We start from the raw sequence: 16,461 nt of genomic DNA, 5'->3' as shown, positions 1-16,461 counted from the left end.
TATTTGAAACCGCAAATATCAGATTGGAAGTTCCTTATCGGCACAATCAAAAGAATTGGAAACCTACTTTTATTCCTTTTGCGAAGGCGAGAAAAAGGATTGAAACAGACTTCTCGCAGATGTGCGACCAATTTATGATTTGCCGCAACTATGCAAAGGAAACAGTAGGATTGTTTACAAGAATTATCGGTAAAATCAGTGCCTTTACCGCAATGCAATATTTAAATCACATTAATAATAGACCCATTGGAAGAGTCAAGTATGCACTGGCTTAATTCCGCCAACGGGTAGGAATACTATATAATAAATTATTGAGCCCCTTCAAATTCACGTAAAAAACGAGTATCATTTTCAGAAAAAAGACGTAAATCGCTTACACGATACTTTAAGTTTGTTATACGTTCTACACCCATTCCAAAAGCATATCCTGTATAAATAAGAGAATCTATACCACAAGCTTCCAAGTCATGGGGATCAACCATTCCACAACCTAATATCTCTACCCAACCTGTATGTTTGCAAAATCCACAACCTTTTCCTCCACAGATATTACAACTAATATCCATTTCTGCACTAGGCTCTGTAAAAGGGAAATAACTTGGGCGTAAGCGTATTTTAGTGTTAGCACCAAACATCTCACGAGCAAAAGTTAAAAGAACTTGTTTTAAATCAGTAAAACTTACCCCTTTATCTATATAAAGTCCTTCAACTTGGTGAAAAAAGCAATGAGCACGAGCACTAATAGCTTCATTACGATATACACGTCCTGGACAAAGTACACGTATAGGTGGTTTATGTGTAGACATATAATGAGCCTCGTCATTGGAAGTATGACTACGTAAAAGTACGTTTTTAGTAACATCGACACTATTGCTGCGATCTATAAAGAAAGTATCTTGCATATCACGTGCAGGGTGATCTGCAGCAAAATTAAGCATAGTAAACACATGCTTATCATCGTCTATTTCTGGGCCTTGAAATAAAGTAAAACCCATTCTGGCAAAAATATCTATTATCTCATTCTTCACAAGTGTTAAAGGATGACGTGTTCCAAGCTCTATAGGATAAGCTGTACGTGTTAAATCAATATCATTGCTTTGGGCATCTTTTACTTCAAGCTGTTCCTTTAATGCATTAATCTTTTCTTGAGCCCTTCGCTTTAACTCATTTATACGCATACCAACTTCTTTTTTTTGATTGGCTGCAACATTACGGAACTCACTCATCAAAGCCGCAATCTCACCTTTTCTGCTAAGAAATCGCAAACGAAACTGTTCTACCTCTTCAGTATTTTTTGCTGATAATTGGTTTACTTCTTTGAGTAGATTATCTATCTTTTCTAAAAGCATACTTCTATATTTTTCTGCAAAGGTAATGATAATCTTCCAAAAAAAATAGGATAAAGTATTAGAAAAAGAATAGCTCTCACATACTTTTCTATTTACTCTGTCTTTATTTTTCTTGCTTTTTACCAGTAACTTTATTCTTTGTATTCTTCTTTTCCTTACTTTTATCTTTTTCTATTTTCTCTATTTTCGACTTTAAACGAGCGATTTCTTTATCTTTTATTTCTATTTCTTCTCCTTGATTACGAATTGTAGTTAGTAAGCTATTTAGCTCATCATTATCTATATCAGCAGGATAAAGAGCATCTACTCTATTAATAAAATCTCCTAAAATGTTCATATAATTAGTAAACGCATCAAAAGCATTATTAAAAATGCCACGATATATACCTACATGTGAGGGCTTTGTAGACATTAAACGAAAATTATTACTAGCTTGAAGATAATACCAATCTTGATTAATACTTGGATCTCTGGCTATGCGAATACGATCTGCCACACTATAAAGTTTATTAAAAGCTTCACGCTGCATTAAATTGCCAAGCCATGTACTAACATCACGTTCTTCATCTATCCAACTTAACGTATCTGGCACTTCTAAAGATCCAACACTTTTAAACTTTTTACACACTTCAAAAGGAGTACTAAAAGTAATATCTCTTTCCTTAGCACATCTGGGCAAAGCATATAAAAAATCTAAGATATTACTTGATAAAGGTTGATCTATACCCAAAGCTGATAAATTCATAAATAAGCCAACAAACTCTTCCTTTTCAGGAAAAGCTGCAATATTATCTACAAACTTATCCGCAAAAAGAGGATAACCTTCCCAGTTTGTATTAGCAAAACGTAGAGAAATATCATCACTAAGATTAATATCTCTTAGCAATAATTTCAGTTTAGGCTGCAAAGCGCAATTATATATATAATGTGGAGATTTCCAGCCAAGAACATGTTTAGCTCCTTCTGTGAGCATACCTATAAAACCCATTTGAGAAGCCACCAATCCTATTTCATCATTATAAATAAGAGAAGAGTTGCGCAAGATCTTAGGCTTATGCCCAAAAAGTTCGTTTATCTTTCCTATTTGTCTCAATACATCTTCTTTAAAACACTCCTTATTAGCTAAAGAGGATAAACCATGAGAATATGGCTCTGCTATAAATTCGACACAGCCTGTACTATTAAGCTCCTGAAGTTTCTCTATTACCTGTGGTGCATATATTTCTAACTGCTCTATACCTACTCCTGAAAGAGAAAAAGCTACTTTAAAATAGTCGCCATACTCCTTTATCATATCAAGTATAGTATTAAGCGCAGGTATGTAGCTTTGCTCTGCTATTTTATTAATAGTACGCTCGTTCTCATAATCATCATAATAATAATGATCAGTACCAATGTCAAAAAAACGATAACGCTTTAAATGGGTTATCTGATGTATCTCAAAGTATAAACAAATAGTTTTCATTATATTCTGAAGTTTAGTTTATTATTTTATGTATATAGGATAACTCTTTTTCTTATGTCCAACCTAATGTTTGTAAGTATAATTGTCTTATCCATGCCCCTACTTTTTCCCAAGTAATATTATCTACTTCTTTTTTACCCTCTATAGAAAGATATTTAAACAAGCTTTCATTATTACATACAGAAAATATAGCATCTGCCATTGCATGTATATCCCAATAGTCCACCTTAATGCAATTAGTTAAAATTTCTGCGCATCCACTTTGTTTTGATATTATAGTGGGGGTTCCACACTGCATAGCCTCTAAAGGTGAGATTCCAAAAGGTTCGCTTACAGATGGCATTACGTATACATCTGAACGTTTTAAACATTCATATACATCTTTACCACGCATAAATCCTGGGAAATGGAAGCGATCAGCAATATCACGATCAGCAGCCATTTTTATCATCGCTTCCATCATATCGCCCGATCCCGCCATACAAAAACGAACATTTCTGGTCCTATGTAACACCATATTTGCTGCTTCTACAAAATATTCTGGTCCTTTCTGCATAGTTATACGACCTAAAAAAGTAACCAGCTTTTCTTTTCCTTTATGAATAGGGCGTTCAATTGCTGCTATATCATCTTTTAATGGATATACTGCATTATGCACCGTAAACACTTTAGACGGATTCTGATGATATTGGTTTATTACGGTCTGGCGAGTTAACTCAGACACACACATAATACAATCAGCATTATCCATACCATCTTTCTCTATTGCAAAAACCATAGGATTAACTTTTCCACGAGACCTATCAAAGTCTGTAGCATGTACATGTATACATAAAGGCTTGCCTGATACTTTTTTAGCATGTATTCCTGCAGGAAAAGTTAACCAATCGTGAGCATGAATAATATCATAATCAAACGTACGAGCAACGACACCAGCTATAATAGAATAGTTATTAATTTCCTCATTTAAATTATTTGGATAACCACCTGCAAACTCTATAGCTCCAATATCATTACAGTGCATATAATTAAAATCATCATAAATATGCTCGCGCAAAGTATAATACATCTCTGGAGACATTATATTCCCTATACGTTGCTCTAAATAGTCACAACTAATATCCTTATAAACAACAGGGACGCAATTCATTGCTACAATTTTAGCAAAAGTTTTATCCTCGTCTCCAAAAGGACGAGGTAAACACAATATAGTTTCTATATCCCCCTGTGCATGAAGACCTTCAGAAATTCCAAAATTAGCAGTAGCTAAACCTCCATATACATGAGGAGGATATTCCCAGCCAAACATTAACACTTTCATCTGTTTTCCTCCTTTTTATCTTGATAAGTTTCCAAAAGTTCGAGCGTACGTAATACTTCTGCTACATTCATAGCATATGATATTGCCCCCCTACCATGAAATGGAGGATTACCATCAAAAAGCTCTGGTAATGTTCCTAAACAATGATAAAACATTTCTCCTTCAAAGTTAACAAGTTGACGTGCTACAAAACTTATCCGTGTTCGCTTATAAAGTTTTAAACACGCTTCCATATAAAATCCTCCAAGCCAAGGCCAAGCCGTACCTTGATGATATGCAAGATCACGCTCATCTTGACTCCCAATATACATAGGAGTGTATCCTGAACTCTTTGGAGAAAGCGTTCGTAAACCTTTAGGGGTTAGTAGTTCACGTGTACAATAATCTAATACACTCTTCTTTTGTTCTATATCAAGAGGTGAATAATCAAAAGCAGTTGCAAAAATCATATTAGGCCGAACACTCCAATCATATTCAGATTCTTCTGCTACATAATCAAAAAGATAGCCATATTTGTTATAGAAAATATCTATAAAACTATTTTTACACTTATCTGCTATAATATCTAATTCTTTTGTAAAAGCCTTATCTTTTTCATTATTATTAATAAATGCTACAAATTTTAGAGCATTATACCACAAAGCATTAAATTCTACTATATAGCCAGAACGAGGTACTACAGGTTGCCCTCTATAATAAGAATTCATCCAAGTAATAGCTTTTCCATTAGAATTAACATATATAAGACCATTTTCTCTGACCTCTAAAAAGGGATGTTTACCTGCAAGAAGATAAATCATAATATCACAAAGCAATTTCCCATAAAGCTTTTGACATTGCTTTACACCTACCGTTTTTGCATATTGCTGTAGTGCCCAAACACACCACAGCATAACATCGGGTTGATCGATTTCAGCAATATCTACAGTAAGAGACTTTCCTGTCATAAACTCTCGCAAACCTTTTTCAGAAGTTTTCATTACTAATTCAAAATAATCCTGTTCTTTAGTACTAAGAGTTAATCCAGGAAGAGATATAAACTGATCTCTAGCCCTACACTTAAACCAAGGATAACCCGCCAAAATATAACGAGCATCATCTTTAGAACGGTTGCGAAACTGATGAGCTGCATTTATTAGACAATGAAAAAAATTATCTCGAGGATTACGATCGTCTATTTCTTTTTGAAATAAACGCTTTAAAGACTTAGGCTTACTTTCACTAGTGGAAGCTGCAAAAACTATACTCTCACCCTTCTTTATAGTCATTTCAAAATAACCAGGTACATAAAGATCTTCATCTGAAAAGTATCCACGCGCCATTTCCTTAGGATACTCTATTCCACGATACCACATAGGATTGAAATGGAACTCATTACTCTTTGAGAACTGCATATAAAGCGAAGGGTAGCCTTTATACAAGCATGTACTAATGCCGTGATCAACTAATAAATAATCGCGATTTATAGCATTATTCTCATGAGTAAATTCCTTCACACTACGAAAGGCCAAAAATGGACGAAACTGTAAAGTTGTAGGGGAATGGGCGTCTAATAGAGTATAACGTATTAAAATTCTATCTTCATAATGTTGAAATACAACTTCCTTTTTTAATAGAACACCACCCACACGATAGGTAGTAGTAGGTACCTTATCACAATCAAACTCACAAATATATTTATGACCATTAGGACTAAACACGTTCCCATGATATTTGTGTAAGCCTAAATTAAAAGCTGCACCATGCTGTATCACAGTAGCATCAAGTGAACTTAATAATACATGATTTTCCTCATCTAATTCATGTATTGGCACTACAAGTAATCCGTGATATTTTCTAGTATTACAATCTACTATAGTAGAGCAAGAATAGGCGCCAGACCTGTTAGTTCGCAAAATTTCTCGAGATAAGGAATCTTGCAGATTAGTCATTACTGATTTTTCAAATCGTAAATAGCTCATAAGCTAATAAGGTTTTTGTTATTTTTCACAAAGATAATAAAAACTATTTACTACAAATAATTTTTCAAGCAACAAATTATAATAGAGATATTATTTTTTAAGATTTACCTATATTATGAAAATCTTTCATCAATAAAACAAAAAGTAAAGAGCCTAACACACACTAATAAAAAAAAGTGTATCTAAAATTGATACACCTAAGTAAAGTAGTCGATAGGGGAATCGAACCCCTATGCCAAGATTGAGAATCTTGTATCCTAACCGTTAGATGAATCGACCAATAATATTTATAGTGCGGAAGGAGGGGGATTCGAACCCCCGGTACGGTAACCCGCACGTCAGTTTAGCAAACTGGTGGTTTCAGCCACTCACCCATCCTTCCTAAGAAGGTATATATTAACCAATACTACCAAATATCTTTCCAAAAGTGATGCAAAGGTAGTATTTTATTTTAAACTACCAAAACTTTAAAAGAAAAATATTTCCAAGTATAGACATTATATATTTATAAAAAAACATCTAAACAACTAAAATAGTATGATTAATAACACATTAGCCATTATATTTTTTCTTTATTCAATATAGTAGAAGTGCCATTATCATTTAAGTTAAGTTATACTCAGTTTGCAACCAATTTGATGCAATGTCCCTTTACTAAATAATGTGATCATAAAAGCTTAGTAAAATAACAACTCGTTAATGTTTTCTATACTATATCCATGTAGAGTTTATAAATTCTTTTCATTATTAGTCTAAAAATGGGAAATAATCCTATTGAATTTAAGCAATATTAATAATTTTAATATTTTAACACAAAAAAATTGTTTGATAAATATAAGTTATATATCTTTGTAACGTGTTTTTCATGGTATTAGATTATTAAGGTTAGGAATTTCTTTTGTCGTGAGACAATAAATTCCATTAGGGTATGTCAAAAAGACATACCCTTTTTATTTATAAATATATTGCTTCTACTAATCATCTTTTTGCAATTCCTCTAAGTTTTGTACTTTCTGTAATACTAATATCATTATAAAAATATAAGATTAAAATATTTAGAGAAATTACAAAGCTACTAAGAATACAACTATTTTGTCATATACTATTATCTGTATTAGCACTTAAGGTAAAATCAAACTTTAAGCCATGTGGATAAACATTACATACAGTAATAGTGCCTCCATGTATTGTAATAGCATTTTTTACAATTGCCAAACCTAATCCTGTTCCACCAAGTTTTCTGCTTCTACCTTTATCAACACGATAAAATCGTTCAAAAAGTCGGGCAATATGCTTTTCTGGTACTCCAACACCATTATCAGAAAAGGTATAAACACCTTTCTTATATGATAATGTAACAGTTGTTTCTTTTCCTGCATATGCTATAGCATTATCTGTAAGATTTCTAAAAACACTATAAACAAGATCAAGATTGCCTTTTATAACTAAATCTTTAGGTATAAAATTATAAAACCTCATAGACTTTTCTTTCAGTCTTAAAGATTCTTCTACTTCTATTTTTTCAACAAGCTCTTTTATATTGATTGATTCAAAGTTGTATAAATCAGGAGCATCATCTATACGATTAAGCACTGAAATATCATCTACAAGAGATGTCAGACGCTTACATTGCGCAAAACTCCTATTTAAAAACAGCTTCTTTTGTTCCTCGTTTATACTTTCATTTGTAAGTATAGTTTCAATATATCCGTGAATACTTGCTATGGGTGTTTTTAATTCATGTGCTATATTTTGAGTAAGCTGCCGTTTTAATATGCTTTGCTCCTTTCTTGTTTTTACAAGTTTAGTAAATAAAGTTACTATATGTTCTGATATTTCACCTAACTCATCATTAGGGAAGTTAGTTAGCTCGTTAGTATCTATCTCTTCACTACTTTCTGCTTTCATTGCAAAATTTCTCAATGCTGTAATATTTCTTCCTAACCGATGTGTGAAACGATAAAGAACTATTGTTAGAATAAAAGTAATAGCTAATACAAACCAAATATAATGTTGATCAGTAGACAACTGTCTGCCAAGAGAGCTATTATATGGTAGTGCTGAACGAATAACAATACCTTGTTTAGGATAATAGTTTGCACTATAAAAATATTTAGTCCCTGTTGTTTTAGAAGGGCGATAAATATCTGTTCCATAGCCATTCTGCTTTGCTAAACGAAACTCTTTTCTGTTTGAATGATTTTTTATATTAGCATAATCCTTTCTAATATTATCATAGCAAACTTTACCATTAGTATCAATAACAGTGATACGTAGATACTTTATAGGGTGTAACCTTATATATTTGTTTATAACATACTCTTTATTATTTCCTTCTAATGCAATAGCCTCAGATATTTGATTGTTATAGTCTTGCAACTTAAGACTCAAAACCTCTATCTTAAAATATCTCTCTCTTTTATATTGAAATAATATAAAACAAACAGAATAAAGTAAAAGTAATAAAAGAACAAACCAAAAAAGCTGATTTCCTGTATAGTGTCTTTTCACCACATTCCTTTTTAGTAATTATTAAAATATAAAAAGCATAATAGTATGCAAAAGCATAATAAGTTATATGTAAAATTATATTATTAACAAATAAAAAGCGATTATACATACTTATATTAATAAGGTATAATCGCTTTTTTGTTTATCCAAAATTATCGAATCGAATAGCTTCTTTATCTACACCAAGACTATCAAGATAATCTGTAACTGTTTTTATAAGCATAGGAGGACCACATAAATAGTACTCACAGTCTTCTGGAGCTTCATGAGTATCAAGATATTCTTCACGAATACAATTTACAGCAAACCCTTCATAATATTTAACTCCCGCTTCATCTGCTATAGGGTCTTTTCTATCAAGTGAAAGATGAAAATGAAAATTAGGATATTCTTTCTCTAATTCCCAAAAATCTTCTAAAAAGAAAGCCTCTCCAAGAGCACGTGCACCATAAAAGAAATGCATCTCACGATCACGAGTATGCAACGTTTTTAGCATATGCATGATTTGACTACGCAAAGGTGCCATACCAGCACCACCACCTATCCAAATCATTTCTTTACCAGAAGTGAAATTAGGAGCAAACTCTCCATAAGGACCACTCATCATAACTTTATCACCAGGCTTTAAGCTAAATATATATGACGACCCTATACCTGTTGGTACATTTTGAAAACCTTTTTGTGGCTTAGGCAAGAAAGGAGGAGTAGCTATACGCACGGTAAGTGTTATAATATCTCCTTCTGCAGGATAATTTGCCATTGAATATGCTCGCACAGTATCCTCAGGGTTGTTTGCTACAAGAGAGAACAGATTAAAATGTTGCCAAGCTCCTATATAATCTTCTCCTATAAGCTCCTTATCAAAATCAGTATCATATCTAAGATTACTATATTTGGGAATACGGATTTGAGCATAAGAACCAGGAACAAAGTCCATATGCTCTCCCGGAGGTAAAGCCACCTTAAACTCTTTAATGAAGCTGGAAACATTTTTATTAGAAATAACCTCGCACTCCCATTCTTTCACACCTAATACCGTTTCGGGTATTTTTATAGAAATATCGCCTTTTACTTTTGCCTGACAACCTAAACGCCAATTTTCTTTTATTTCTTTACGCGAGAAATGGGGACGTTCTGAGTCTAAGATTTCGCCACCACCTTCTATAACCTGACATTTACATTGTCCGCAACTTGCCTTACCACCACAAGCTGATGGGAGATAAATACCATTTTCGTTTAAAGTAGCCATAATAGAACTTCCTTGTTCCACTTCTAACTTTTTATCTCCATTAATAGTAATAGTAACCTTACCACTGGGGCTAAGATATTTTTTTGCTATAAGTAATAGTATTACCAATATTAAAATGGTAACGAGGAAGACTATAATGCTTGTTATTATAAAATTCATAGCTCTTTTTAAAGTTTAATACCTGAGAAACACATCATTGCAATAGCCATTAAGCCTACTGTTATAAACGTAATACCCAAACCCTGCAATGGTTTTGGTACGTCCGAATACTCTAAACGCTCACGGATAGCTCCCATAAATACTATAGATAATGTCCAACCTAAGCCTGAAAACAAACCATACACAAGAGCTTCCCATACAGATCCTATAAACTGGGTACTTGAAGGATCTAATCCTATACGTTGCTGCATAAACAATGAAGCTCCCATTATAGCGCAATTAACAGCTATTAGCGGTAAGAATATTCCTAAAGCACCATATAAAGCCGGTGAAAATTTTTCTACAGCCATCTCTACTATCTGCACTATTCCTGCTATAACAGCTATAAAAAGAATAAAACTCAAATAAGTAAGATCTATACCTTCTGCTAAACAGTCTGGCCCGAGAACCTTGGTGAGTAAAAGATAGTTAACAGGAGTAGTAACAGTTAACACAAAGGTTACGGCAATACCTAACCCAAAAGCTGTCTTTACATTCTTTGAAACGGCTAAAAAAGAGCACATTCCTAAGAAGAATGCAAAAATCATATTATCCACAAAGATGGATCTAAAAGCTAAACTTAATAAATGCTCCATAACTATTTTTTATTATCCTCTTTATAAAAATATCCTCTATGTATCCAAATTATACAACCAAGTAATATCAATGCTAATGCCGGCATTGACATTAATCCGTTATCAAGATAACCTGCATTATAAAAACTTTGAGGAATTACTTTAAAGCCTAAAAGCGAACCGCGCCCAAAAAGCTCACGCACAAAACCTACAATAAATAATATCACTGCGTAACCTAACCCATTGCCTATACCATCAAGGAAACTTGGCCAAGGCTTATTTGTCATAGCAAAAGCCTCTAAACGTCCCATTAAGATGCAATTAGTAATAATTAGCCCGACATACACTGATAATTGCACACTAACATCATAGGCAAAAGCCTTCAATATCTGACTTACTACTGTAACCAAAGCTGCTACAACCACCAATTGTACTATAATACGAATACGATTTGGAATAGTATTACGAATAATAGAAATAATAACGTTAGAGAAAGCTGTAATAATAGTTACCGCAAGTCCCATCACTATCGCTGGCTTCAATTGTGAAGTAACAGCAAGTGCAGAACAAATACCCAAAACTTGAACCATTATAGGATTGTCCAAATTTAAGGGCTTAAAAAGCACTTCTTTATTGTCTTTTGAAAATAGACTCATTTCCTTTTATATATTTTTATTATACGTTTTATTTACTTGTCAAAAACTTAACATAAGGCTGAAGACCACCTTTTTCTGCCTGAAACATCTCTGTTACACCATTACTTGTTAACGTAGCACCTGTTACAGCATCTACCTGTGTTTGTGGATTAGTAACTTTTTTCATAACAGATAAAGCAATTTTTTTATTATTAGAAGAAGAAAAGAGCTGCTTTCCTTTAAACTTATCTTGCCAAGATTTGTTATCTTTTATTTCAGCACCAAGCCCGGCAGTTTCACTTTCATGATTAAAATAAGCTCCAAAAACAGTCTTCTTATCTGCATTTATTGCTATAAAACCATTTATAGGCCCCCATAGACCATTACCATAAACAGGTATTACATATTTTATGTTGCCATTCACATTGCAACGGAACAGAGCTAATTTGCCCTCTTTAGCATCTTTGCTATTTAGCTTAAATCCTGCTTTTGTGCCTCCTCGCTCCCCTACGGTAATAGTTTTACCATCTGCATTGATAATATCATCAGATATAATAATCTCTTTCCACAATTTTTCAGCTTGGGCATTACTCATTCCTCTATCCTGATTTAGAGCAAACAAAATTTGTTTCTGCTGATCTATACGAACATTTACATCTTGTATAGGTTTTAATGCCTGAAAAACAAAAGCTAATAAGAAAGCTACTATTATCACAAGTATAATAGAATAAATTATTGTGTATGAATTACTACTCGTTTTCATTTTCATATCTCCTTATTTTATCTTTGTACGCTTTAAACGCTTACTAATATTAGACTGAATAACACAATAATCTATAAAAGGCGCACATAAATTGCCAAATAAGATAGCAAGCATAACACCTTCAGGAAAACCTGCATTCTTAACACGCACTATTATAGCCATAGCCCCTACTATAATACCAAATATCCATTTCCCTATCTCGGTATGACAAGAGGTTACAGGATCTGTTGCCATAAAAACAGCACCGAAGCAAAAACCTCCTAATAAGAGATGTTCATACCATTGTAATGGTGAAGCACCTGTAACATGAAATATAAAAGCTACAATACCACCACCTAAGAATACACCAAGCATCGTCTTCCAACTGGCTATACCTGTCCAAATTAAGATAATAGCACCTATAATAATAGCTATAACAGAAGTTTCACCAACAGAACCCGGTATTAAGCCCATAAACATATCATGAAAAGAGGTTGTTATATGCCCTCCTCCTGCTATCTGACCTAAAGGTGTAGCCATTGTAAAACTATCAGGCGCATCGTATCCTAAACCAAAACAAGAATTTGTATCCACCCAAATTTTATCACCTGTCATCTTGCTTGGATATGCAAAAAACAAAAAAGCACGCACAAGTAGAGCAACATTAAATATATTCATACCTGTACCGCCAAAAATCTCTTTACCAAATATTACAGCAAAAACTACAGCCAAAATCAATGTCCATAAAGGTATTGTAACAGGACAAATCAATGGTATTAATATTCCAGATACTAAATAGCCCTCTTGTATTTCTTCTCCTTTCCATTGCGCCCAAGCAAATTCTACACCAAGACCTACAATATAAGATACCAAAATATTAGGTAACAAAGCGAAGAAACCATAAAAAAACATATTAAGAAATGTAGTCTCTGCAAGTTTACCTGCAGCAATAGCATTTTGATAGCCAATATTATACATACCAAACAGCACCGCTGGTATCAAAGAGATAACTACAATACTCATAATACGCTTAGTATCAATAGCATCATGAATAGAAACGCCTTTCTTTGACGTTATGTTAGGCACATATAAAAAAGTGTCAAATCCGTCGAAGACGCTCTTAAAAGAATGTAGCTTACCGCCCTCTTCAAATTTAGGACGCAGTTTGTCAAGATAATTTCTTAAACTCATTTTTAAAATTATTTAACGAATTGATAGATGATAGCCCATTAAGCATTCTCCTTTCGAAGAATATCAAGACCTGTACGAACAATTTTTTGAAGCTCTAACTTTGAGCTATCAACAAATTCTGCTAATGCAAAATCTTCTGGACTTATCTCATAAATGCCTAACTGTTCTTGCTTATCAATGTTTCCTACAATGATAGCTTTAATAAGAAACTCGCCGTATATATTCATAGGTAAAACTTTATCATATTCACCACTCATAATAATATGGCGTTTACTACCCTTAATACGGGCATCTATATCATATTCTTTCTTTTTTCCGAATAGCCAACTAAAGTAACTGCGTGATATAGAAAACATATTTAAACGAGGCTTTATCCAGCCTGCAAATTCGTTTATATCATCACCTTCTGGTATAGCAGTAATTTCTGACGTATGTGCCCCTACAAAACTTTCAGTATTTGCTATAACACCTGTCAAAGGATTGCCCTTTAAAAGGCGAGCTTTTCTGTTTGTTTCTATATTTTTATCAATTAAAGCCTTTATAGGTGTTCCTACCAAAGCATCTATATACCCCGTTTGCTTCATCATGCTACCTGCAATAGCTATTTTCCTTGTAAGGTCTACCCTACCCGTATTAAACAAACGCCCGATAAAAAGAACTACAGTAGGATCTATTGTCCAAACTTTCTCACCTTTATTTACAGGGTCTATATGGTTTACTTGTACACCTACATTACCTGCAGGGCAAGGACCTTCAAAAATGTTAATATCTACATCTTTTGCACTTATTAGTGCTGATGACGTCTGTTTTGCTCCTAAGCCTAAATACACTTTAGATATTTTAGCTAATGCTGATAATCCGGTTTGGAAATCTTTTTCCTGACCTTTTAGCTCAAATTCAAAATCGCCCTGTAAAGGCTTATCCCTTAAAGCAGAAATAAAAATAGATTTTGGCACTTCCATGTTTTCAACACTTATATCATAAGGCAATTGCTGAATATAACCAAACAGCCCCGCATCAACAATGCTTTTTATAATATCTTCACTGGCCAAACTGCTAATATCTTTTTTCCCAAAATCAATATATTGCTGATCTTTATCGGGCTTTACTTTTACTAAAAGGACTTTACGTCGCTTACCACGCACTATACTTGTAATAACACCACTCACTGGAGAAGCAAAACCTATTTCAGGATATTTCTTTTCTACAAACAAAAACTCTCCTGCTAAAACATGATCACCCTCCTTAACTACTACTTTTGGAGTTACCCCAACAAAGTCATCTGGTGAAAGAGCATACTCACAAGCCTCATCAATATTTTTAGATAAGCTCTGCAATAAAGCACGCCCTTTCATATTTATGTCTAAGCCTTTTCGTAACTTAATAACATTAGCCATAATATTTATATTATAGATTTTATAATCATAAAAAACAACTTTGCAAAAGTACCAAAAAATAAGAACATTATGAAATAACTAAATAACAATTTTACATATTACACTCCACTTTACACCATAAAAAAGCCTAATACTCTGTTCTAAAATCATCTTTTATGACGTTTGAAAAAACTAAAGCTACTCATTTTGTAATAAGACAAAAAACTATTCTTACGAATCATCAGGCTACTAACAGCTGTTATAATAAGTATTATACCTATTCCTATAGAAAGAGTGAGAGGCTCACCTAAAACAAGAATACCTATAGCCATAGCCGTTAATGGCTCAAAAGCTCCTAAAATAGCTACATTAGAAGAAGATGTAAAATACATTGCTTTTACTAAAGTAAGATTGCTTATTGTTGTAGGAATAAGACCTAATAATATAAGCGAAAAGCACGCTTCCCAGCTATCTAACGACTGAACACAACCTATAAAGATATAAGAATAAATAAGTAAATATATTAAAGCTGTAATAAATATATAAAAATTAACCTTTAAAGCTGGTATATGACGAATTTTCATTTTAGGAAAAATAACCATATATACAGCATAGCAAAGTCCTGCAACCAACTCAAAAATAACCCCTTTGATAGGGTATGTACCTGTAGCACTCCCCACTCCTCCTAAGAAAGCTACTCCTAACACAGCAAAAACTATGGCAAAGGCTATGCGTAAAGTTAATTTTTCATGTACGAAAAATATAAGTAAAAGCTCTGTCCAAACAGGATATGAAAACAGTAAAGTGGTAGCAATACCACTTGGCATATAATGATAACCCTCAAACAAACAAACGGAAGACGCCGTATATAGCAATGAGCAAACTGCTATCTCTAAAACTTCTTTTTTGTCGATACGCATATTCTTTTTCAGTAAAAGCAATATTATCAACATAAAAACACAACCAAAAACATATCTATATATAAGTACAGAGGGTAAAGCAAAGCCCGACTTCATAAGCGGAACAGAAAACAAAGGTATTGTTCCAAACGTTGAAGCAGACAATATTGCATACAGATTTCCCTTTAAGGCATTATTCTTCATAAGTGCAAATGTACTTATAAAATATTATACAAACATATTTTGCCTTTGTTTTTAGTAATATAAAAAAGCAATGTGCATCTCTTTTTATATCATAAAAACAATAGTTTTAAAGGATCTAAATTATCCATTTAAAGGGAGAATAATAATATTATATAACGAAAAATAGATTATTTTTGATACATTTTTAATTTATTTTTCTATTAAAAATAAATTATTTTTAGTTCGCTTTGAGCATTTTTCATTAGCAAAGACATCTGCTTTTTAGCAGCTAAGCATAAGCGTTTAAAACAAAAAAGGAGGTATCCTAAACTAAGGTACACCTCCTAAATGTATAATTCTATATAGATCTCTATATCTTCAGAATATTTTTATTTCCGAATCACTTATAAAAGAACCCTAGTATATATTAAACTAATTAGGATTACTCACTTCACAAAATTAAAAAAAAAGTATCTGAATATTCAAATACTTTTTCATGTTTTTATCCTCATTTTTTTAGGATAAATATCGACCTATAGCTCATTTTGCAGGATAGAATCCTCCTTAACTACCGATATACACTGGTGTTCTCAGCAATTCAAACGTTTCAGAGATATTTCGACCTTTGAAATCGTTCAATAGCTCATTTTGCAGGATGCAATATAGCTTAATGTTCGATAAACATTAACTTCGCTGGTATTTGAAAAGCCAAAAAGCGAAGTTATAATGAACAAGAAAAAATGCCCAGTGTGTAAGAGTAAACACACCGTGAAAAACGGAGTGCGTTATGGAAAACAACTGTATTT

The 16,461-nt window shown here is 33.0% G+C and carries 13 protein-coding genes, 2 tRNA genes and 1 pseudogene; 2 read left to right on the top strand and 14 right to left on the bottom strand.

What is annotated here, in order from left to right:
• A pseudogene (locus F596_RS11040) lies at positions 1 to 275 on the top strand (IS982 family transposase); the annotation flags it as partial.
• Positions 276 to 308: 33 nt separating this feature from the next.
• Here the strand turns inward: F596_RS11040 and pheS are convergent.
• The 14 genes from pheS to F596_RS0108965 all read right to left on the bottom strand — a co-directional run bounded on the left by pheS (position 309) and on the right by F596_RS0108965 (position 15,676).
• Complete coding sequence (pheS, locus tag F596_RS0109030) at positions 309 to 1,349, bottom strand: phenylalanine--tRNA ligase subunit alpha (protein ID WP_019036697.1); 1,041 nt, start codon at positions 1,347 to 1,349, stop codon at positions 309 to 311.
• A 103-nt stretch (positions 1,350 to 1,452) separates the two neighbouring features.
• Positions 1,453 to 2,814: a glycoside hydrolase family 57 protein gene (locus tag F596_RS0109025; RefSeq protein ID WP_019036696.1), complete on the bottom strand. Its 1,362-nt coding sequence runs from the start codon at positions 2,812 to 2,814 to the stop codon at positions 1,453 to 1,455.
• Between the two features lie 52 nt (positions 2,815 to 2,866).
• Positions 2,867 to 4,135 (bottom strand): glycosyltransferase family 4 protein, encoded by a 1,269-nt coding sequence (locus F596_RS0109020; RefSeq protein ID WP_019036695.1) that lies wholly within the window; start codon positions 4,133 to 4,135, stop codon positions 2,867 to 2,869.
• The gene (locus tag F596_RS0109015) at positions 4,132 to 6,096 is read right to left on the bottom strand and encodes a glycogen debranching enzyme N-terminal domain-containing protein (protein ID WP_024992740.1); all 1,965 of its coding nucleotides are present in this window, start codon (positions 6,094 to 6,096) and stop codon (positions 4,132 to 4,134) included. The genes F596_RS0109020 and F596_RS0109015 overlap by 4 nt, the downstream gene beginning before the upstream one ends.
• A gap of 207 nt (positions 6,097 to 6,303) precedes the next feature.
• Positions 6,304 to 6,375: transfer RNA gene (locus F596_RS0109010), tRNA-Glu, on the bottom strand.
• A gap of 16 nt (positions 6,376 to 6,391) precedes the next feature.
• A tRNA-Ser gene (locus tag F596_RS0109005) sits at positions 6,392 to 6,478 on the bottom strand.
• 713 nt (positions 6,479 to 7,191) lie between these two features.
• Complete coding sequence (locus F596_RS0109000) at positions 7,192 to 8,610, bottom strand: sensor histidine kinase (RefSeq protein WP_019036693.1); 1,419 nt, start codon at positions 8,608 to 8,610, stop codon at positions 7,192 to 7,194.
• A gap of 139 nt (positions 8,611 to 8,749) precedes the next feature.
• Positions 8,750 to 10,015 (bottom strand): NADH:ubiquinone reductase (Na(+)-transporting) subunit F, encoded by a 1,266-nt coding sequence (gene nqrF, locus F596_RS0108995; RefSeq protein WP_008451324.1) that lies wholly within the window; start codon positions 10,013 to 10,015, stop codon positions 8,750 to 8,752.
• 8 nt (positions 10,016 to 10,023) lie between these two features.
• Positions 10,024 to 10,650, bottom strand: a complete 627-nt coding sequence (nqrE, locus tag F596_RS0108990; protein WP_008451329.1) for an NADH:ubiquinone reductase (Na(+)-transporting) subunit E — start codon at positions 10,648 to 10,650, stop codon at positions 10,024 to 10,026.
• Positions 10,651 to 10,652: 2 nt separating this feature from the next.
• Positions 10,653 to 11,285: an NADH:ubiquinone reductase (Na(+)-transporting) subunit D gene (locus F596_RS0108985; protein WP_019036692.1), complete on the bottom strand. Its 633-nt coding sequence runs from the start codon at positions 11,283 to 11,285 to the stop codon at positions 10,653 to 10,655.
• 28 nt (positions 11,286 to 11,313) lie between these two features.
• Positions 11,314 to 12,027 carry an NADH:ubiquinone reductase (Na(+)-transporting) subunit C gene (nqrC, locus tag F596_RS0108980; RefSeq protein ID WP_008451333.1) on the bottom strand — a complete coding sequence of 238 codons (714 nt, stop codon included), beginning with the start codon at positions 12,025 to 12,027 and terminating at the stop codon, positions 11,314 to 11,316.
• A 12-nt stretch (positions 12,028 to 12,039) separates the two neighbouring features.
• Positions 12,040 to 13,197, bottom strand: coding sequence for an NADH:ubiquinone reductase (Na(+)-transporting) subunit B (locus tag F596_RS0108975; RefSeq protein WP_008451347.1), 1,158 nt, complete (start codon positions 13,195 to 13,197; stop codon positions 12,040 to 12,042).
• Between the two features lie 38 nt (positions 13,198 to 13,235).
• Entirely contained in the window at positions 13,236 to 14,594 is a 1,359-nt protein-coding gene (locus F596_RS0108970; protein WP_019036690.1) for a Na(+)-translocating NADH-quinone reductase subunit A, read from the bottom strand.
• Positions 14,595 to 14,740: 146 nt separating this feature from the next.
• The gene (locus F596_RS0108965; RefSeq protein WP_019036689.1) at positions 14,741 to 15,676 is read right to left on the bottom strand and encodes a DMT family transporter; all 936 of its coding nucleotides are present in this window, start codon (positions 15,674 to 15,676) and stop codon (positions 14,741 to 14,743) included.
• 705 nt (positions 15,677 to 16,381) lie between these two features.
• On the opposite strand from F596_RS0108965, the gene F596_RS12315 reads away from it, so the two are divergent.
• The coding region (locus F596_RS12315; protein ID WP_428829173.1) for an IS1/IS1595 family N-terminal zinc-binding domain-containing protein at positions 16,382 to 16,461 on the top strand (80 nt) is incomplete at its 3' end.

It is taken from the genome of Prevotella amnii DSM 23384 = JCM 14753, from assembly GCF_000378745.1.
In the GTDB taxonomy this organism is placed as follows: Bacteria; Bacteroidota; Bacteroidia; order Bacteroidales; family Bacteroidaceae; genus Prevotella; species Prevotella amnii.
This window is presented reverse-complemented; position numbering and strand designations above follow the sequence as displayed.

What these genes read in the sequence shown, in the direction of transcription:
- pheS (WP_019036697.1), bottom strand. Translation starts at nt 1,349, where the DNA reads ATGCTTTTAGAAAAGATAGATAATCTACTCAAAGAAGTAAACCAATTA.
- F596_RS0109025 (WP_019036696.1), bottom strand. Translation starts at nt 2,814, where the DNA reads ATGAAAACTATTTGTTTATACTTTGAGATACATCAGATAACCCATTTA.
- F596_RS0109020 (WP_019036695.1), bottom strand. Translation starts at nt 4,135, where the DNA reads ATGAAAGTGTTAATGTTTGGCTGGGAATATCCTCCTCATGTATATGGA.
- F596_RS0109015 (WP_024992740.1), bottom strand. Translation starts at nt 6,096, where the DNA reads ATGAGCTATTTACGATTTGAAAAATCAGTAATGACTAATCTGCAAGAT.
- nqrF (WP_008451324.1), bottom strand. Translation starts at nt 10,015, where the DNA reads ATGAATTTTATAATAACAAGCATTATAGTCTTCCTCGTTACCATTTTA.
- nqrE (WP_008451329.1), bottom strand. Translation starts at nt 10,650, where the DNA reads ATGGAGCATTTATTAAGTTTAGCTTTTAGATCCATCTTTGTGGATAAT.
- F596_RS0108985 (WP_019036692.1), bottom strand. Translation starts at nt 11,285, where the DNA reads ATGAGTCTATTTTCAAAAGACAATAAAGAAGTGCTTTTTAAGCCCTTA.
- nqrC (WP_008451333.1), bottom strand. Translation starts at nt 12,027, where the DNA reads ATGAAAACGAGTAGTAATTCATACACAATAATTTATTCTATTATACTT.
- F596_RS0108975 (WP_008451347.1), bottom strand. Translation starts at nt 13,197, where the DNA reads ATGAGTTTAAGAAATTATCTTGACAAACTGCGTCCTAAATTTGAAGAG.
- F596_RS0108970 (WP_019036690.1), bottom strand. Translation starts at nt 14,594, where the DNA reads ATGGCTAATGTTATTAAGTTACGAAAAGGCTTAGACATAAATATGAAA.
- F596_RS0108965 (WP_019036689.1), bottom strand. Translation starts at nt 15,676, where the DNA reads ATGAAGAATAATGCCTTAAAGGGAAATCTGTATGCAATATTGTCTGCT.